The sequence below is a fragment of the Peptoniphilus rhinitidis 1-13 genome (genome assembly GCF_000246925.1).
Taxonomy (GTDB): Bacteria; Bacillota; Clostridia; order Tissierellales; family Peptoniphilaceae; genus Peptoniphilus_A; species Peptoniphilus_A lacydonensis.
Genome location: NZ_BAEW01000016.1, coordinates 17,506 through 36,114, shown reverse-complemented (window position 1 = coordinate 36,114; position 18,609 = coordinate 17,506). Strand labels below are relative to the sequence as shown.

Annotated in this window: 17 protein-coding genes and 4 pseudogenes; all 21 read left to right on the top strand. The window is 30.3% G+C overall.

Annotated features, from left to right (window positions below; genetic code table 11):
• Positions 1 to 767 (top strand): annotated as a pseudogene (locus RH95_RS07915) (HNH endonuclease signature motif containing protein); the annotation flags it as partial.
• Between the two features lie 342 nt (positions 768 to 1,109).
• Positions 1,110 to 1,304 (top strand): helix-turn-helix domain-containing protein, encoded by a 195-nt coding sequence (locus RH95_RS07910; protein ID WP_439645726.1) that lies wholly within the window; start codon positions 1,110 to 1,112, stop codon positions 1,302 to 1,304.
• 159 nt (positions 1,305 to 1,463) lie between these two features.
• A complete protein-coding gene (locus RH95_RS07905) occupies positions 1,464 to 1,877 on the top strand; it encodes a BlaI/MecI/CopY family transcriptional regulator (RefSeq protein ID WP_010247704.1) in 414 nt (137 codons plus the stop codon).
• Positions 1,858 to 2,598 (top strand): annotated as a pseudogene (locus RH95_RS09895) (M56 family metallopeptidase); the annotation flags it as partial. The gene RH95_RS07905 and the pseudogene RH95_RS09895, both read left to right, overlap by 20 nt.
• 93 nt (positions 2,599 to 2,691) lie before the next feature.
• Entirely contained in the window at positions 2,692 to 3,231 is a 540-nt protein-coding gene (locus RH95_RS09840; RefSeq protein ID WP_235777723.1) for a hypothetical protein, read from the top strand.
• 168 nt (positions 3,232 to 3,399) lie between these two features.
• Positions 3,400 to 4,635, top strand: a complete 1,236-nt coding sequence (locus RH95_RS09380) for an amidase domain-containing protein (protein WP_010247699.1) — start codon at positions 3,400 to 3,402, stop codon at positions 4,633 to 4,635.
• Positions 4,636 to 4,680: 45 nt separating this feature from the next.
• Positions 4,681 to 4,818 (top strand): hypothetical protein, encoded by a 138-nt coding sequence (locus RH95_RS09515; RefSeq protein ID WP_174265934.1) that lies wholly within the window; start codon positions 4,681 to 4,683, stop codon positions 4,816 to 4,818.
• Positions 4,819 to 4,938: 120 nt separating this feature from the next.
• Complete coding sequence (locus tag RH95_RS09245) at positions 4,939 to 5,217, top strand: hypothetical protein (RefSeq protein ID WP_141567133.1); 279 nt, start codon at positions 4,939 to 4,941, stop codon at positions 5,215 to 5,217.
• 237 nt (positions 5,218 to 5,454) lie between these two features.
• Positions 5,455 to 5,703 carry a hypothetical protein gene (locus tag RH95_RS09240; RefSeq protein ID WP_010247693.1) on the top strand — a complete coding sequence of 83 codons (249 nt, stop codon included), beginning with the start codon at positions 5,455 to 5,457 and terminating at the stop codon, positions 5,701 to 5,703.
• 15 nt (positions 5,704 to 5,718) lie between these two features.
• Positions 5,719 to 5,919 carry a hypothetical protein gene (locus RH95_RS07885; protein ID WP_009535421.1) on the top strand — a complete coding sequence of 67 codons (201 nt, stop codon included), beginning with the start codon at positions 5,719 to 5,721 and terminating at the stop codon, positions 5,917 to 5,919.
• Between the two features lie 109 nt (positions 5,920 to 6,028).
• Positions 6,029 to 6,175, top strand: a complete 147-nt coding sequence (locus RH95_RS09835) for a hypothetical protein (protein ID WP_235777722.1) — start codon at positions 6,029 to 6,031, stop codon at positions 6,173 to 6,175.
• A pseudogene (locus tag RH95_RS07880) lies at positions 6,147 to 6,482 on the top strand (PcfB family protein); the annotation flags it as partial. The gene RH95_RS09835 and the pseudogene RH95_RS07880, both read left to right, overlap by 29 nt.
• Complete coding sequence (locus RH95_RS07870; RefSeq protein WP_010247677.1) at positions 6,479 to 7,432, top strand: VirB4-like conjugal transfer ATPase, CD1110 family; 954 nt, start codon at positions 6,479 to 6,481, stop codon at positions 7,430 to 7,432. The pseudogene RH95_RS07880 and the gene RH95_RS07870, both read left to right, overlap by 4 nt.
• A gap of 7 nt (positions 7,433 to 7,439) precedes the next feature.
• Positions 7,440 to 10,019, top strand: coding sequence for a C40 family peptidase (locus RH95_RS07865; RefSeq protein WP_010247674.1), 2,580 nt, complete (start codon positions 7,440 to 7,442; stop codon positions 10,017 to 10,019).
• Positions 10,020 to 10,033: 14 nt separating this feature from the next.
• Positions 10,034 to 10,273, top strand: coding sequence for a hypothetical protein (locus RH95_RS07860; RefSeq protein WP_010247671.1), 240 nt, complete (start codon positions 10,034 to 10,036; stop codon positions 10,271 to 10,273).
• Positions 10,260 to 11,843: a stalk domain-containing protein gene (locus RH95_RS07855; protein ID WP_010247668.1), complete on the top strand. Its 1,584-nt coding sequence runs from the start codon at positions 10,260 to 10,262 to the stop codon at positions 11,841 to 11,843. The genes RH95_RS07860 and RH95_RS07855 overlap by 14 nt, the downstream gene beginning before the upstream one ends.
• A gap of 14 nt (positions 11,844 to 11,857) precedes the next feature.
• On the top strand, positions 11,858 to 12,718 hold the full coding sequence (locus tag RH95_RS07850; protein WP_010247664.1) for a CD1107 family mobile element protein: 861 nt from the start codon (positions 11,858 to 11,860) through the stop codon (positions 12,716 to 12,718).
• An 80-nt stretch (positions 12,719 to 12,798) separates the two neighbouring features.
• Positions 12,799 to 14,217: an AlbA family DNA-binding domain-containing protein gene (locus RH95_RS07845; RefSeq protein ID WP_010247661.1), complete on the top strand. Its 1,419-nt coding sequence runs from the start codon at positions 12,799 to 12,801 to the stop codon at positions 14,215 to 14,217.
• A 106-nt stretch (positions 14,218 to 14,323) separates the two neighbouring features.
• Positions 14,324 to 16,109, top strand: a pseudogene (locus tag RH95_RS07840) (DNA topoisomerase 3).
• Positions 16,102 to 17,040, top strand: a complete 939-nt coding sequence (locus RH95_RS07835; protein WP_010247658.1) for a DNA cytosine methyltransferase — start codon at positions 16,102 to 16,104, stop codon at positions 17,038 to 17,040. Before RH95_RS07840 ends, RH95_RS07835 begins: the two are co-directional and overlap by 8 nt.
• A gap of 56 nt (positions 17,041 to 17,096) precedes the next feature.
• The gene (locus tag RH95_RS07830; RefSeq protein ID WP_010247656.1) at positions 17,097 to 18,599 is read left to right on the top strand and encodes an SIR2 family protein; all 1,503 of its coding nucleotides are present in this window, start codon (positions 17,097 to 17,099) and stop codon (positions 18,597 to 18,599) included.
• The last annotated feature ends 10 nt before the right edge of the window (positions 18,600 to 18,609 follow it).

The window sequence follows — 18,609 nt, the reverse complement described above, 5'->3', positions numbered from 1 at the left end:
TTTGTTGTACAGTCGCATATAAGTGATAAGGCACTGAAAAATGCAAAAGAAAATATTTCTAAATGTGTTGCGGATATAAAAAGACCTGCAAATGGAAAAGAGCAGTACAAAGCAATATCTAGGTATAATGCTACTGTTTCAGGCTTGCATAATTATTACCAAATAGCAACAAATGTGAGTTTAGACTTTGCTAAAATAGCCTTTCACATTAAAAAGCAAATGAACAACAGGCTTGACTTAAAGACCAATGGGACATTAAATAAAGGATTTATCAAAGATAAGTATGGAAAAAGTAAGCAACTTCGCTTCCTTAACGGACACCCATTAATTCCAGTGGGGTATATCCAAACGAAGGACGCAAAACACAAGAAAAAAGATATAAACAAGTACACTGTAGAGGGTAGATCTTTAATTCATAAAAATCTACAAATTGATATAGACACTCTTGTTTGGTTAATGAAACACCCTGTACTTGATAAGAGTATAGAGTATGCAGACAATAGGATTTCGCTCTTTGCAGCTCAATATGGAAGATGTTTTGTAACAGGGAATAAATTAACACCAAGTGATATACATTGCCACCATAAACTACCACTTGAAAAAACAAGTACAGCAATCTAATTCTTGTAACAGAAAAAGTGCATATACTAATCCATGCAACAAAAGAAGATACAATTCTAAAATATGTAAAAGAACTTGCCTTAACAGGTAAGCAAATTGAGAAATGTAATAAACTTAGAGAAATGATAGGATTGCCGACCATTTAAAAGAAATAACTAGTTGTTGAGAAGTGTGTAAATCTTAATTAAAACGTGAAAATCTTTCTTGCGATGGGGCGCCGTGTGCGGTGAAAGTCGCATGCACGGTGCTAAGCGGGGGAAAAGCTGGAAACACTGAAACTGTAGGCTTACCTATCGCAATCTGGTGCTAAATCTCAAGGTATTAAGCAATTTATGGCAAAATAAGGACGGAATAACACAACAAATTCTCTAAAACAAAATATTAAATCAATGTAAGATTGAATGAAATCAATATTTATGCTATAATTAGTTAAATAAATCTAATAAAGAGAAAAAGAGGGATATTATGGCACTTAACTATAAACCATTATGATACAGTTAGCAAAAAAAGGACTAAAGAAAACAGATGTAATAGCTATGGCAGGACTTACAACAAATGTTATGGCACAAATGGGCAAGGATAAACCAATTACATTTAAGAATTTAGAAAAAATATGTAAGGCTCTATCTTGTACTCCTAATGATATTATTAGTTTTGAAGATACATTTGAAATAGAGATTTAAAATTAAACAGAGATATATTAAAAATACAAAAAATATTATTTTAAATGGTCAAAACACTTGACCATTTTTTAAACTTGCGATATATTCAAAGTGAAAATAATTAAATATGCAAAAATAAAAAAATAAACGAAACTGTAATTTATAAAGGAGGGAATATAGTTGGAATTTTCAGATGGAGAATTACTAGTAATGGAAGAATTATGGAAGGGCGATGTCTTAGACGAAAATGGAGAAATCCAAGCTCTTGCCTTATCAAAAATATTGATGGAAAAGTACGATATAAGTAAAACATCTTGCTACACCTTTTTTGGAAGATTAGTAGAAAAAGGGGCGATAGCTAGGAGATATCCTAAATATACAATTAGGGTCCTTGTGTCAAGAGAAGATGCACTTTTGAATAAGCAAAAAGAAGCCTTTCATAAACTTTTTAAAGGATCAATTCTAAATATTTGCAAAACGTTTTTACAAAATGAAGAAGTTACAAAAGAAGAAATAGAAGAAATGAAAAAATTAATAGATAGCTTTGACGAAGAGGACCAAGAGGAAGACAAGGATGGCAATAAGTCTAGTTAGGGTAATTACTCTAGAAAAATTTATAAAAAGTCTTTACTTACTAGTTCTAATTCTCTTAGTTAGACCAATATTAAATAAGAAAGCCTTTAGGTCAGCAAGTATTATTTTGTGGATATTATTATTAATCTATTTAATAAGTCCCTATGAACTTATGATAGGAATAGAAAGTGTAAAGGAAAATAGTATTTTATCATATTTACTTACTATAACAAATCTTTTTAATTCTTGCTTATGCTGGTTAGTAAATAAACTAGGCTATATATTTTTTAAGTTAAATCGACTAATAGGTTCGATTCTGATTTTTACTTATTTGGAAATAAAAATTTATAAATTCCATAAAGTTATGAAAGGCTCTACCCTTACCCATAATACTTTATGCAAGGAAAAAATAAGTGAATTTGGATTAAAAAGAAAAGTAAGGATTTATATAAATAACAGTTTTAAAATACCCCTTACCTTTGGAATCTTAAAACCTAGGATAATCTTACAAGATCATATCCTAGCTGATGAAAAATTGCTAGACCATGTTTTGATCCATGAACTAATGCATATAAAGAAATTTCATATCCTACTCAACCACCTGGTAAATATATTAGCCTGCCTATATTGGTACAATCCACTCTTGTGGTTAAGCTTAAAATACCTAGACCAGGACATTGAAATAAACTGCGATAAGCTAGTGGTTCAACAATTAGGCGACACAATAAAAAATAGAAAAGAATATTGCATATCAATGCTAAAGTTATTAGAAATAGGAAGTAATACAAATAATTTTGTTTTAAATTTAAACCCAAATAAAGAAAGGATGCTTATTATGAAAAAATGGAAAAAGACACTTGCAGGATTGGTAGTTTTTATGTCTACATTTACATTTTGCTTACCGGTATTTGCCAATGTGGCTGACCTAAATCAAAATAGAATCAATTCCCAAGGTGAGATAGTAAATAAAATTGACGCTAAATATGGGGATAGAGTTCAAATAATTAGTGACGAAGAGTATCAAAAGTTAGAATTAGGAGAAGTATCAAGTACAGGACTTAGATCAGCAAATATAGACGAAGAGATAAGCCTCGGTAGATTCGATAATACTAGTTATAAATTCAACATGGACACTTGGTTTGTTCCAGTTCATGATGGATTTACAGTTAGATTAAGAAGTATGTCTTGTTCGGGGGGAGTTGATTATTCGGTAATTATTGAAGAAGATGGGAAAATTATCTATGATGAAAGATTTGCTTCAGACTCAACATTAAAAGTAAAAGCTTATAGAGGTAGTAAATATATAGTTACAATTATTAATCTAACAAATAAAACATTATCAGGAAAGGTGAAGATAAACTCATATGTAAGATAGATAGGAGGTGAAATAATGGATTTAAATCCTATGGGATATAGTAATGGCGATTAGTTTAGATGCTATATTATATAATATATCTAGAAACAACAGTTGGAAAAATAGATAATATTTGATCTTAATGTCAAATATATTGAGGTCAGACAAAATTATATGAGGAGGTTAGAAATGAAGAGAAGATTTACTCTATTAATAGCCATGGTGATGCTGTTAACAGCAATGGCAACAAATGTATTTGCTTCATCAGCAAATAATAACTCAAAAGTCAGCCCTAAAGAATGGCAAGAATGGTTTAATGGTCTAAGTAAAGAGGAACAATTAAGTGTAAACTATGAGCCAAGTCAAGTTTTAAAAGCACTTAGTGCTAATGAAGTTTCAAAAGTTAATATTGACGACAAATATGAAACCAAAACCTTTTTGACAGAACTACAGAACCTATATCCGACCATGGAAAAAAAGTCTATAAATCAATATATATCATCTTATATTGAGATTTTCAATATGTACAGGGGTATGTATCCAAATCTTTCAAATAAGGCTATCGCAGAAAAAGCAAAAGCGAATATGTTAAATAAGATAGAGTATATGATTGATGATTCAGAGTATGAAGCTAAGGATATTATAATCCGCTCAACTAAAGAACCTGATGGGTATGAAGCCATTGTCGACTATATAAATAAAAATCTCAAGCCTAATTACTACGCTACTTTGGACACGACAGAAGAAAATATAAATATTCTAAAAAGACATATTAATAGTTTACCAAACGAAGTCAAAGAATCAGCATTGTTATATATTGAGGATATGGAATCAGAAGATAATTTCGACGAAACAATTGCTAAAAAATATTTGAAAACAAATATTTTATATAGAAGCTCTGAAAAAGATGCAGCTTCAAAATGTGTTGCTTATGCAAAAGAGTATTGGAAAGATTATAATCCCAGTTATCCTGATTGGGATGTTGATTGTGCTAATTTCGTTTCTCAATGTCTGTATGCGGGAGAAAAAAAGATGAAACACGAATATCCTAAAATAGACGATAGTAGAAACTGGTTTTCTTATGGTTCAAAAAAAGAACCAAGCCAAGTATCTTCTACATGGCGTGGGGCAAATATGTTTAAGTGGCACTGGGTCTCAAGATCATATGCTTATAAGGATTTCGATCTGAGTAAAAATGGAGAACTTTCAAGGTTATACAACTATGCACAAGCTGGATACCCTATATCTTTTTTAAACTCTAAAGATAGCGCATATCATACTTTAATAATAACTGGTTTCAACAATAATACAAAAGATGTTGGCGTAAGAAACCATTCAGGTAGAGTCAATAATGAAAATACAGGTGTAAGATGGCTTAGTGGAGATAATGTTAAAGTAAGAGTATATGTCGTTTATAAATTATAACTAGGGTTTGATGAGTTAAGTGTAACAAGACAATACATTAGTCTTTTGGAACGAGGAGAAGCTCAACCAACGATTCCAGTAGGAATAGAAATTGCAAATAAACTAAGTACATGTATTTATACATTATTTGGTTTTGATAAATTTGAGTGTGAGCAGTGTCATGTAGGTACAGGAGGCGATTAAATGGTATATTTAAATCCTCAGAGGTATAAGAACGGAGACTGAGCATGTTTAGTTTGGTAAAATTTGCGAATATATTGTGAAAATATGAGGTTTATAATGAAAAATATATTAAAGAAATTTGTGTCGTCATTATTAGCATTTACAGTTGTATTCTCATTATGTGGAGTTGCTAATGTATTTGCTTCTGAGAATAATATAGATGACAATTTTAACCCATATAGTTTCCCATCTAACATAGAGCTTGAAAGCAGAAGTGCAAACAGTGGTGATATTGATGAATTATTGATTATTGAAGCTTCATCAAGCGAAAAAGCTCAAGCAAGAGTGGATAATGATTTTGGTGATAGAGCATCATCGTCTGTTGTTGCAATTATGAGAATATTTGCGATTAATGATTGAGGAAGTTCATCATTTAATACATCTGGACATGCTTTTTTAAGTATAAAGAATATTTCGAGTTCGACAATTACTGTTGGAGGATTATCAGTTGGTTCTGGTAAGACTGTTACTGTAGGAACTTGGGGAAATAAAAATGAACATACAGGGTTATGGTATAATCTTGAGGGATATTTCCAAAATAGTTCCAATGCATACGCTAAGGCTGTATCATTAAGGGTAGATTTATCTTCTAACTTGTTGAGTACAGTTTCACAAAACATAAAGAATAATGACTCATGGACTGCGTTATTAAATTGTTCAACGTTTGCAACAAAAGTTTGGAATTCAGTTTGTTCTACAACAGTTAGTGCAGGTGTTCCAAATACTCCAACAGCTACAGTTCAAAGTATAAAATCTTATAGTAATTTGTATTCTACTGGGGTAGGCTTTCTATATTTTGGAACTGTATATTATGGAAATCCTCCTGTAGCAAGTTCAGTTTATTAAGCAGGAGAATATTATATGAAATTAAAAGTTGTAGCAAAAGTTTTCGGTTCTTTGATTCCTGTTATTATTGGGTCATATTTGTTAGTTAAAGATTATATAGCAAGGGCAAATCATCCTGAGTGGAGTGTTTCACCAATTGTAATGTGGGTGAAATTTGGCGTAGGTTTGATTGTTAGCATCATCTTGCTCTTTGTTGTTTTTAGACAAAAGAATTAAACAGTTTTTGTGTTTTAAAATAATACAAACAGAAAAAATAAAGTTAAAAGCTATATTATAGCGTAGCGACTAAGATTGCACTCTTAGTCGCTTTTTATTTGATATATAAATGAAAGGAAACGAGAAAATGAAAAATATAGATGAAAAAATCCTAATGGCAGAAGAAGAAATCAAGCAGTTACAAAACAAGAGAAAAAAGCTCATCAGTCAACAGAAACAGGAAGAAAGAAAAAGTAAAACTAAAAGATATGGTTAAAAAGGGACAGTTAGAAGAAATTAATCTAAAAGATCCTGAATTAAAAGAATTAAAGAAAATTTTAAATAAACACGGAGTGAAGTTTTCTGTTATGAAAGATAAGGAAACTGGCAACCACTCTGTGTTTTTTCAATCTAAGGATATAAAGGTAATGGAACACGCCTTTAAAAAAGTAGTTAAGGAATCTGAAAGAAAGGCCGATAGAAAAGATTCAATAACGAAGACTATAAATAAGTTTAAAGATATGACTAAGGACACTATTAGTAAAGATAAGATTAAAAATAAACATAAGGAGCAAAGCTTATGATAAGTAATTTAAAAACATTCGAAAATAAGAATTTTGGAAGACTCACTGTTATAGAAAAAGACGGTGAGTTTTTCTTTATAGCTAATGAAGTAGCAACTATGTTAGGATATGTCAATCCAAGAAAAGCTGTTTATGACCATGTAGATGAAGAAGATAAGGGTGTAACGAAATGGAACACCCCTGGAGGAATACAGAATATTTCAATAATTAACGAATCAGGATTGTATTCACTTATCCTCTCATCTATAAATAGGTGCTTACCAAAGATATACCAAAAGTATTTTGAAGACCCAAAACCAGAAAATATGCCAATATTAGGAGATTTATACGATATGCTCCTATCTCAAGAAGAGGGAGTTGGTAGAAAACTCGCAACAGAAATGGAAATTTATGTTAAGGGAAGTCTTAATGTATTTAATAATAGGTCAAATGTTGACCTAAATAGGCAACTGCTCTGCTTTGATATAAAAGAGCTAGGAACACAACTTAAGAAAATAGGTATGCTTGTAATTCAAGACCAAGTTTGGAACAAGGTTTCCCTTAATAGAGGAAGCAAGTCTACAAGATACTATATAGATGAGTTCCACCTTTTATTAAAAGACCCACAAACTGCTTCATATTCAGTAGAAATCTGGAAAAGATTTAGAAAATGGGGTGGTATTCCAACAGGCATAACTCAAAACGTAAAAGACCTTTTAACAAGTCAGGAAATTGAAAATATCTTTGATAATACAGACTTTGTTCTAATGTTAAATCAAGCATCTGGAGATAGAGATATTCTTGCTAAGAAATTAAAAATATCGCCTTATCAGTTAAACTATATTACTAACTCAAATGCAGGTGAGGGATTATTATTCTTCGGAAATACTATTGTTCCTTTTATAGATAAATTCCCTAAAGACACCATGCTATATAAGTTAATGACAACAAAGCCAGAAGAGGTTAAGTAGGTGTGATATGAATAAAAAACTAAAAAAAGATTTTCAAAAGAAAATTATACGAAATAGGGACGCTCCTGAAAAGAATATGGATAGTAAACTTGTTCATTCAGATGATTATACCAATAAGATTATTAAGACTAAGGATAGGTTCGGAGATAAAATATCAGAAAAAGAATCTAAACTTATCCATGAGAATGTATCATCTAAAGATCAAAAACAAGATAAACTAAAAGATTTTCAGAAGGCTAAAAACAAGGAAAGAATCAGAAAAGAAGTTTTAGATAATAGGGATAAGGCTGGAGAAACAAAACAAGCTAATCTTGAAATAAAGACAGATGAAAGCTTTAAACTTGATGAAGACTTAGATGTAGACTTCAAAAAAGTAAATTTTGATAGTGAAAACAGTAGAAATATTAATTCTAATAAATTAACAACAGATGATATTTCAGCTAAGGCTCAGCAAATAAGCAATAAGAAGGCATCAAGTAAAAGACAAGTCCTTAAAAATTATGAGGATAAACTTATCCATAGTAATGATAAATTCCAAGACAAAATCAACGAGAAAGAGTCTAAGCGAATCCACACAAGCGAAGATAAACCTATTGAAGCAAAGAAAAGCAAGAGGATATATAGAAAAGATAAGCTTGTTAAAGATGAAGTAAGTAAGAACGAGAGTAATGCTAATATCGATAAAAAGCAAAAGCAGAAACTTTATCAAGAAAAGAAGTTTAGAGATAAGGAAAAAATTTCTAAAGAGATAGATAAAGAAAATAGGCCAAGCGAAGTTGATACAGATAAGACTTTTGACAATTCTGAGCTTAAAGACAATAATCTTGAATTTATAAAAGATGAAAAGAAAATAAGCCTTAAAGGTTCAGAACAAAAGAAAGTTAATAAAAAGAAGACTTACTACAAAAGAAAAAATTATGAAAGTGATAAATTCACTCGAAAGAAAATCGATGACTTAAAAAATGAATCTAAGAAAGTTACAACGAAAGATTCTAAGAAAGCACAAGATGTTAAAGACTTTATCTCAGACAAAAAGATTGGAGAACTTGAAAAGTCTAAAAGCAAGCTAAAGGATAATATTCTAAAGAATAAAACTAAAAGAAGTCTATCTTCTGGGGTTTTATTATCTGGAGCTAAGTCTTCAGAGTTAGTGAGAGATTATTTAAGTTCAGGGTCTGATAATACTGGTGTAGAATCAGGAGAAAAAGTCGCTAATGTAAGCTCTAAACTCCAGCATGGAATAAGGAAGTATAAGCTAGACAAAAAGAAAAAGTCCTTAAAAAAGCTATCTAAACTTGATAAGAAAATAAGAAAGAGAAAAAGCAAGTTGGAGTTTAAAAGTGGCTTGGAAGATTTAAAAAAGTCAGATGCCTATATAAAGAAAAATAGATTTAAGAAGTTTTACCAAAGAAAGCAAATGAAGAGCATGATAGCTAAAAAGCACGAAACAAGACTTGTAGATAGAGTTAAAAAAGCTATTTTAAGTTTAGGTAAGGCTTCTAAAGAGCTAATCGTAAGAAAAAGTAAGATGGTTTTATTTGTGGTAATAGGACTAGGTCTTATGCTATCAATCATGATTGGTGGCGGAAGCGTTGGTATGAGTGGACTAAGTAACTCAGTAAACTCAGTAATGACAACAACATACCTATCACAAGATACAGTTCTAAGTGAAGTTAATCAAGAATTTTCATCAATGGAATATGACCTACAATCACAAATCGAAAGTGTAAAAACAAGTCATCCTGGATATGACGAATATATCATAAACAAAGAAGGAGAAATTGGTCATAATACCCATGAACTTTTATCCTATATAACTTCAAGATGTGGAGAAGTAAAATCAGCATCTGAAGTAAAAGGAATTTTAAAAGAGCTTTTCGATAAGATGTATAAGCTTGACTTTAAGGAAGAAATTGAAATTAGAACAAGAACAGTAGCAAGAACTAGATATGATAGTCGTGGTAATCCTTATACTAGATATGAAAAAGAAGAGTACGAATATAAAAAGTTAATTGTAACTTTAAAGAAAAAAGAAATGGATGAAGTTGTTAGGGAAATATTTAAAGATTATCCAGATAATGTAGTTCATTATGAAGCTCTTCTTGAAGCTAAGGGGAATATGGGAGATGTTTTTGGATCAGGTAATGGGGAATTAGGAGAAATAGTAGACAACCCAAACTTTGGAAATCCTGGTCTTGCTTTTGATTCAGCTACTGCCAAAGCCTTATTTAATGAAGCAGAAAAACATATAGGAAAAAGATATGTGTTTGGAGCAAGTGGACCATCTAACTTTGACTGCTCAGGTTTTGTATGTTGGTCATTCACAAAGTCTGGTGTAAAGAGAATGCCAAGAACAACTGCATGGAGAATATACAAAGACTATTGTAATCCAGTAAGTCCAAGTGAAGCTCAACCTGGAGATATTATATTTTTCCACTCAACATATAACAGTGGAACTCCAATATCTCACGTAGGAATATATGCAGGTAACGGAATGATGATTCACGCAGGAGATCCAATTCAATACACATCAATAAATTCAAAATATTGGAAATCACACTTTTATGGTTTTGGAAGACCAAGATAGAAGGGAGATATTATGTGAACAGAAAACTTATAAGTATTAGAAACAAAAAGAAAAAAATAGAAGAGAAGTTAGAAGATTTAAATGCAAAATACAAGGAAATTTGCGATGAAGAAATTCAAGTTGAAAATGAAGAAATAATTGTAACTCTTAGGAGGAACAATATTAGTTTGGAAGAATTAATGGAGAAAATTAATGATAGAAAAAGAGAAGAAAAATTAAAAGAAAAGGAGAACATTCATAATGAAGAAATTTAATACGAACAGACTAAGAGCCTTTTTTATGGCTATTTTATTAGTTTTAACATCAACCTCAACTACTAATGTACTAGCTAAAGCTGATGATACAGATGGTAGTAAAAAAGTTATAGAGAGTTCTATAAGTAAAATCAGTGATTTAGAAAATCAGATCAAAGACTTAAATGATAAGAAACAAGAAGACCAATCAAAGATAGATGAATTAAAGGAAAAGTTAGAATCTTGCAAAGATAATGGAGAGAAACTAAAACAAGAAAAAGCTAAGCTAGAAGAAGAGATTAGAGATAAAGATAATAAGATTGCTCAATTGAATAAAGAAATTGAGGAACTTAAAAATTCTAACAATGATGAACTAATAGCAGAAATTACTCAGCTTAAAGATGAATTAAAAAGATTACAAGATGAAAATGCAAAACTAAAAGAAGATTATTCATCTACAAAATGGGAGTTAGAAGCTGAGAAAGAAAAGACCGACAAAAACGAAAATAAAATCAAAGAAATGCAAGAAAAGCTTGAGTCTTTAGAAGGAGAACTTGCAAAGAAGACTAAAGAAATCGAAGATAAAGATAATAGAATTAAGGTCTTAGAAAAAGCTCTTGATGAAAAAGATGCTAAGATAAAAGACCTCGAGTCTAAAAAGAAAGAGACAGAAAATTCTAAGTCAGAATGCTTTAAGAAGATTGAAGAGCTTCAAAAGGCTATTGATAGTTTAAAAGAATCTTCTGAAAATACAAAAAAGGAATTAGAAGATAAGATTAAAGAACTAGAAGAAAAACAAAAAGCTTCTGAAGAAGAAATTAAAAAGCTAAAAGAAGATTTAGATAAGAAAATTGAAGAAGCAAAGAAGTTAATCGAGGAAGCAAATAAAAAAGCAAAAGAAGAACTTGAGAAACAAGCTAAAGATGAAAAAGATAAAAATCTAAATCAAGACCTATCTAAAAAATTAGATGAACTTCTAAAACTCCAAAAAGAAAACAAAGAAAAGAAAGAAGATAAGAAATCTCAAGATAAGAAGTGGGACGAACTTTTGAAAGCTGATGATAAGAACATCCTAAATCAATTTGATCTTAACAAGATGAAAAAGCAAGAGGAACAACAAGGCAAAAAACAAGTTAAAGATGAAAAAGAATTTGCAGTTTTCCAAGTAGACAAAAACTTCTATAACATTATCAACAAAGATGATAAGACAACAGTCTATATGGATGTAAAAACTTATGTAGATCAAGGAAGAACTATGATTCCAGTAAGATATATTGCTTATACTCTAGGTTTTAATGTTGAGTATGACAACTCTACTCGTGAAGCTATTTTCTCAAATAAAGAGAATAATATCTTAGCTAAAAAAACATTAAGACTAAATATTGATACTGGTGTTATGAAAGATTCAGATGGAAAGGTCTACAATTCAGATGTTAAGCCAGTGATTATAAATGGAAGAATTCATGCTTCAATTTCAAATATTGTTAAAGCTTTCGGAGCAAGTCATGGAGATATCAAAGATGGTAAAAACCAAACAATAGAATGGGACAATGCTAGAAAAGCAATCTATGTATTTAAAAATGTAAAATAAGAAAGGATAGAAAAATGAATAAGAGTATTAAACTAGGAGTAGCCATAGCGTTACTCCTTTTTACATTTACAGTACCAAAAGCTACATTTGCGATGACAAATGAAGGGCAAATAGAAAGTCAAAACGAATCAATCTATGAACCACAAAAAGAAGAATTTGAAAAAATGTTGAAAGATGATGTTTTTACACCATCAAAAGAAGAAATTCCTTATCAAGATGTTCCAAGAATACTAGGAAATACAAGTGAAGCAACCAATCCTTCAAATAATCCTCCTAAGAAAACAACACTTGTAAAAGGTGGTAATACAAAGGCAGTAAAGAATTTTGCAACACAAGAAAATAAAGCAAGAGGTTCAGTAATTGAAAATGTAGATAGGAATGGAAAAGATATTACACCAAGTGGAGACACAGAAAAAGATAAAGAAAATCCAGTAGATGTAAGACAATTTTTAACATTTCAAACTAAAAGTGGAAAAACTATGCACTTAATAGTGGATCACTCATCAAACCAAGATAATGTAAGATTATTGACAGAAGTAGGAGAGCAAGACTTACTTAATATGATTGAATCAGAAGACAAAAACACTGTAAAGCTTGAAGAGCCTAAGAAAGAAGAAGTAAAAAAAGAAGAACCTAAGACTGTTCCAGTAAAAGAAGAAAAGAAAAGTGGGATAGGTTCATTTCTAATTGTTGCTCTTGTAATTGGAGGAGTAATAGGAGCAGGATATTATTTTAAGGTAGTTAAAGCAAAAGAAGATAGAATGTTGGAAGACTTTGAAGAAGATGATGAGGATTATATTAGTGAGTCGGAAGATGACTCTGACAATGAAGAAAGTCATGAAGAATCTTTAGATGAATATGATGAACTATTATAAATCTCAATTTTCATCATCGAATAAATAATTCAAAAATATGGTATAATTAAGTATAATGTTTGCCGGAGAGGAGGGATACTTTGAACTTAAAAGATTATCTTGGAGAAACAAATCTATATGATAAAAAAGAAAAATTAGAAATAAATAAGCCAAAGTCTTGGTTAAAATCTGTGTCAGCCTTTGCTGATGGTAGAGGTGGGAAGCTAATATTTGGAGTAAAAGAAGATAACACAATTCTTGGACTTAGTGACTATCAAGAAGTTTCCGAAAATATTTCTGAAATCATAAAAATTAAAATGGATCCAAATCCAGAATTTGATATGGAAATCAAGGAGCTTGATGGAAAAGTTATATTGATTTTAAGTGTATTTGCTGGGAAAAATACTCCATATTTTGTAGTTGATGGAGGAAGCAGAACTGCTTATAAAAGAGTAGGAAATCAAAGTGTCCCTGCAAGTCGAATTGATCTTTTTAATTTGTCTTTAAAGGGAGAACATATAAGTTACGATTCACTTCAGTCAAAGAAAAAAATTGAAGATGTAAGCTTTAAGGAACTTAAAATCGAGTACAAAGAAAGAACGGGAAAAGATTTTGAAGAAAAAGATTTGAAATCTTTCGGACTTGTAAATGATGAGGGAAATCTAACTATAGCAGGAGCTTTATTTGCAGATAACTATCAAGTTTATCAGTCAAGGGTATTTTGTACTAGGTGGAATGGGCTTACTAAAGCCAATGGTCGAATGGATGCCTTAGATGATATAGAATTTGAAGGCAATATTATTTATCTGCTAAAATCGTCTTTGGACTTTGTGAAGAGAAATTCTAAAAAGATGTGGAAGAAAGGTCCAGTCTATAGAATAGAATATCCAGAATATCCAGAAAGAGCAGTTCAAGAAGCTCTAGTAAATGCATTAATCCACAGAGATTATTCTGTAGTAGGTAGCGAAGTCCATATAGATATCTATGATGATAGGTTAGAAATATATTCTCCTGGAGGTATGTATGACGGAACATTCGTGCAAGATCTAAATCCATTAAACGTATCTTCTACGAGAAGAAACCCAATTATAGCGGATGTATTTGCTAGGATGGATTTAATGGAAAGGAGAGGATCTGGACTTAGAAAAATCATAGAAGCTTATGAAGCTGAAGAGAATTATAAAGAAGAATTAAAACCAGAGTTTAAGTCAACAGAATCTTCATTTACTACAATTTTAAAGAATTTAAATTATGACACCCAAAATGACGGTCAAAGTGAGGGGCAAAATGAGGGTGAAAATGAAGGTCAAAATGACGGTAAAAAGTTAAAACCAAAAGATAGACGAAATAAGATAGTGAAACTTATGAAAGAAAATTCAAACATAACAACAATTGAATTATCTCATATATTATTGATGTCTGTAAGCACGATAGAAAGAGATTTAAAAATTCTTACAGATGAAAAAACAATCGAGTATATAGGCAGTGCTAAAGATGGATATTGGAAAGTAAACAAATAAAGTTAAAAAAGAAAATAGAATTCTCCCGAAAAAAATACAATATTCGGGAGAAATATTTTGAGCGAGAGAGAAATCTTTCGCTCTTTTTTTATTTATGGAGGTATTAATGAAGTTAGTAATAGCAGAAAAGCCAAGTGTAGCAGTTACAATTGCAAAAGTAACCCACGCAAGAACAAGAAAAAACGGATATTATGAGGGGAATGGATACATTGTTTCTTGGTGTGTAGGTCATTTAATTCAAATGGCAAGTCCAGATAAGATTGACGAAAAATGGAAGAAATGGACAATAGATACTCTTCCTATAATTCCAGAGGAATATATTTATGAAGTATCTAAAAGCACTAAGAAGCAATATGGAGTTTTAAAGAAACTTTTAAACGATAAGAAAATCGACACAGTTATAAATGCTTGTGATGCTGGAAGAGAGGGAGAACTTATTTTTAGGCTTGTATATAATCAAGCTAAATGTAAGAAGAAGATTCAAAGACTTTGGATATCTTCAATGGAAAACAAAGCTATTGAAGATGGATTTAGAAATCTTAAAGACGGAGAAAACTTTGAAGACTTATATAGATCGGCAAATGCAAGAGCTATTGCGGATTGGCTGGTAGGAATGAATTTAAGTAGGCTTTATTCTTGCATTTACAAGGAAACATATTCAGTTGGTAGAGTACAAACTCCAACTCTATATTTAATTGCTAAAAGAGATAGTGAAATAAACCTATTTAAGAAGCAAAAATATTATACAGTTGACCTATCTTATAAAGGATTGAAACTTGTATCAGATAGGATTGATAAAATTGAAGTTGCAGAGCAACTATTAAATCTACTAGAAGATGAAATAGTTATTACAGAGGTAGAAGACAAAGAAGTAAGCACAAAACCAGATAAGCCTTATGATCTCACTACCTTACAAAGAGAAGCGAATAAATACTTTGGGTATTCAGCAAATGATACTTTAAATCTAGCACAAGCTTTATATGAAAAAAAGCTAATCACATATCCAAGAACAGATAGCAGGTATTTAACCGATGATATGGTTACTACTATGAAAGAATTATTAGAAGGACTTGAAGAAGATTTTAAAATCAATGAATCAAACTTTAAGTCTATTTTTAATTCATCTAAGGTTACAGACCACTATGCAATTATTCCTACTATATCTGACATTGGAAAAGCTAAAGATTTATCTGACAAAGAAAGTAAAATTTATAATCTAATAAAGAATAAATTACTTGCTTCATGTTCGGATAACTTAAAGGAATCTAGTAGAAAAATCAGATATGAATTATGATAAATTTAATTTCAATGCAAGTGGCAAGACCGTAATTGATGAAGGCTATAAAAAGTATCTAAAGATTTATGGAAAAGAAAAACAGGAAAATGAATTACCAGATGTAAAGACTGGAGATAATATTAAGCTAACTTCTAAAAACATATCGGAGAAATTTACCAAAGCTCCAAGTCATTATAATGAAAATACGCTTTTAAAGGCTATGGAGAATGCAGGGATTGAATCACTGGATAAAGATATAGAAGTGGAATACCCTCGTCTCAATTCGTCATCAACTCATTCTTCGTTGGACGAATTGGACTGGGGCAGACCCAGAAAAGGCTTAGGAACACCAGCTACAAGAGCAGGAATTATTGAAAATCTTATCCATAAAGATCTTATAAGAAGAGATAAGAAAAATCTACTTGTAACAGAAAAAGGCAATAGGCTTGTATCAATTGTAGAGGATAAGTTTAAGTCGGCAGAAACAACATCTGAATGGGAGATGAAACTTGCAAAGATTAGCTCTGGCGAAGTAGATAAAGAAGACTTTTTAAGAGAAATTGAAGATAGTATAAGGGAGCTTGTAGATAAGTACAAGAATAATCTAAATGAATAAGGTAAAAATACTAGAGCTTTTCGGTGGCATAGGTGCTATTAGAAAGGCTTTTATTAATTTAAAGATACCTTATGAAGTAGTTGATTATGTAGAAATAGATAAGGCTTGTGTTAAATCATACAACGCACTTTATGGAGAAGATTATAAGCCAAAATCAGTAGTAGGATATAAAGCTCCTAATGAGAAGATAGACTTAATAATGCATGGAAGTCCTTGCCAAGACTTTTCAAGAATTGGAAAAAAGCAAGGAGGAGTAAAAAACTCAGGAACTAGATCAAGCCTACTATTTGAAACAATTAGAATAATCAAAGAAATGAAAGATAAACCTAAATGGATAATTTGGGAAAATGTAAAGGGAGTCCTTGATAGAAATATGAGGGACTCCTTTTTTATTTATCTAAAAGAGCTAGAGAGCCTAGGATATGAAAGCAAGTATGAAATATTAAATGCAATGGACTTTGGGATACCTCAAAAAAGGGAGAGGATATTTGTTGTTTCGTGTCTTGGAGCAAATAACTTTTCTTTTAATAAATTGGAGAGGAAAGAGACAAGACCACTAAGTGAATTTTTAGAAAAGGATGTAAGTGAACTTTACACAATGACCCAACCTTATATGCTCAAATTTTTAAATAAAGGCATAGATAATAGTTTTAGAGGGCGACTCAAAGTGATTAAAGATTTTTCTTATACTATTTCTACAAAACAAATGAGAGTACCTAATTCTGGAATAATAGATATTGGAAATGGTCAGTATAGGTATTTAACAGAAAGAGAATGTTTAAGACTCATGGGTTTTGATGATAGCGATATAGACAAATTAGAAGAAGTACATCCAAGAAGAAAGAATTGCACCTCAAGCAAACTGTATAAGCAGGCCGGCAATTCTATTGTGGTTGATGTTTTAATGGCAATTACTAAAGTGTTAATGTAGGTTAGTGTAATTAATATACTAAAGATGATATAATAAATAATAGAAAGGACATAACGATGGATATTAGAAAATTTATTTCAAAATTTAAAAATCATCCAGTTCTTTTTATTGGTACTGGTATGAGTTTAAGGTATTTAGAAAATTCATTTAGTTGGGATGCCTTATTAAAAAGAATTTCTTTTGATTTAACTAACAGCGATGAATTTTTTTATGATATAAAATCAAAGTATCATGATGAATATGGATATAAATATGACTTAATAGCATCGGATTTACAAAAAAGATTCGATGAGGATGTGATGAATGATAGAAATGGAAAATTTAAATATATAAATGATGAATTTTATGAATTGATGGATAGAGGTAAAAACATAAGTAGATTTAAAATTTATATATCTAAGATCCTTAATGAACTTGATTATAAAAACATTGATGAATTAAATGAATTTAAAAAATCAAGAAAGAATATCAGCTCTATTATAACTACAAATTATGACGTTATGCTCGAAGATATATTTGGATTTAAACCATTAATAGGTAATGATATTTTATTAAGTGATCCATATGGATCTATTTATAAAATTCATGGATGTGTTACTCAACCTGATAAAATAATAATTACCAATCAAGACTATAATAAATTTAACGAAAAATATGAATTAATAAGAGCTCAACTTCTATCTTTATTTATGCATAATCCAATAATATTTATGGGTTATAGTATAAGTGACAATAATATCAAGAGTATATTAAAAACCATTTTTACTTATGTTGATCCAAATTCAGATGAAGCGGAAAAAGTTAGAAGGAATTTTTTATTAGTAGAACATGAGAAAGATTCTGATAATACTCAAGTAGTGGATCATGATATAGATATTCAAGGAATTCCAACAATAAAGATAAATAAAATAAAGACTGATAATTTTACTTTAATTTATAAAACACTAGCAAACTTACAATTGCCAGTATCTGCAATGGATATAAGGAAAGTTCAAAATGTTTTTAGAGATATAAAATCAGGTGGAGATATAAAAGTTAGTATAACTGATGATTTAGACTCTTTAAAAAATTCAGAAAAAGTTATAGCTGTGGGATCTGTTAATACAATAAAATATTCATTTCAAAATACAAGCGAGATTATGAAAAATTATTTTAAAATAATTGAAGAAGAAAACTTTCAGTTGCTTGAAGTTATAGATAAACTAACAATTCAATCTCAACAATTTTTTCCTATTTTTGGTTTTTCAAAAATAAATAAAAATATTAAACGTACAGAAGATCTTAAAGAAAAACAAAGAGAAAAGATGAGAGTTTTAGAAAAAACAATGATGGAAAAGAAAAATTTAAAGGAAACTCCGAATACAATTAGAGAAATTTTAAAGAGTGAGATGATAGGAATCAGTTTAAAACCTAATTTAATAGCTTATCAAATTTTAAAAGGTAATGTAACTTTGGAAGATGCAGAAAATTATTTTAAGTCATTGAGTGAAGAAGATAAGACAAAAACAGAATATAGAAAGCAATTGTGTGCGTATGATCTAAAAAAATATGATAAATAACACAAGTAAT

What these genes read in the sequence shown, in the direction of transcription:
- RH95_RS07910 (WP_439645726.1), top strand. Translation starts at nt 1,110, where the DNA reads ATGATACAGTTAGCAAAAAAAGGACTAAAGAAAACAGATGTAATAGCT.
- RH95_RS09840 (WP_235777723.1), top strand. Translation starts at nt 2,692, where the DNA reads ATGAAAAAATGGAAAAAGACACTTGCAGGATTGGTAGTTTTTATGTCT.
- RH95_RS09380 (WP_010247699.1), top strand. Translation starts at nt 3,400, where the DNA reads ATGAAGAGAAGATTTACTCTATTAATAGCCATGGTGATGCTGTTAACA.
- RH95_RS07885 (WP_009535421.1), top strand. Translation starts at nt 5,719, where the DNA reads ATGAAATTAAAAGTTGTAGCAAAAGTTTTCGGTTCTTTGATTCCTGTT.
- RH95_RS09835 (WP_235777722.1), top strand. Translation starts at nt 6,029, where the DNA reads ATGAAAGGAAACGAGAAAATGAAAAATATAGATGAAAAAATCCTAATG.
- RH95_RS07870 (WP_010247677.1), top strand. Translation starts at nt 6,479, where the DNA reads ATGATAAGTAATTTAAAAACATTCGAAAATAAGAATTTTGGAAGACTC.
- RH95_RS07865 (WP_010247674.1), top strand. Translation starts at nt 7,440, where the DNA reads ATGAATAAAAAACTAAAAAAAGATTTTCAAAAGAAAATTATACGAAAT.
- RH95_RS07855 (WP_010247668.1), top strand. Translation starts at nt 10,260, where the DNA reads ATGAAGAAATTTAATACGAACAGACTAAGAGCCTTTTTTATGGCTATT.
- RH95_RS07850 (WP_010247664.1), top strand. Translation starts at nt 11,858, where the DNA reads ATGAATAAGAGTATTAAACTAGGAGTAGCCATAGCGTTACTCCTTTTT.
- RH95_RS07835 (WP_010247658.1), top strand. Translation starts at nt 16,102, where the DNA reads ATGAATAAGGTAAAAATACTAGAGCTTTTCGGTGGCATAGGTGCTATT.
- RH95_RS07830 (WP_010247656.1), top strand. Translation starts at nt 17,097, where the DNA reads ATGGATATTAGAAAATTTATTTCAAAATTTAAAAATCATCCAGTTCTT.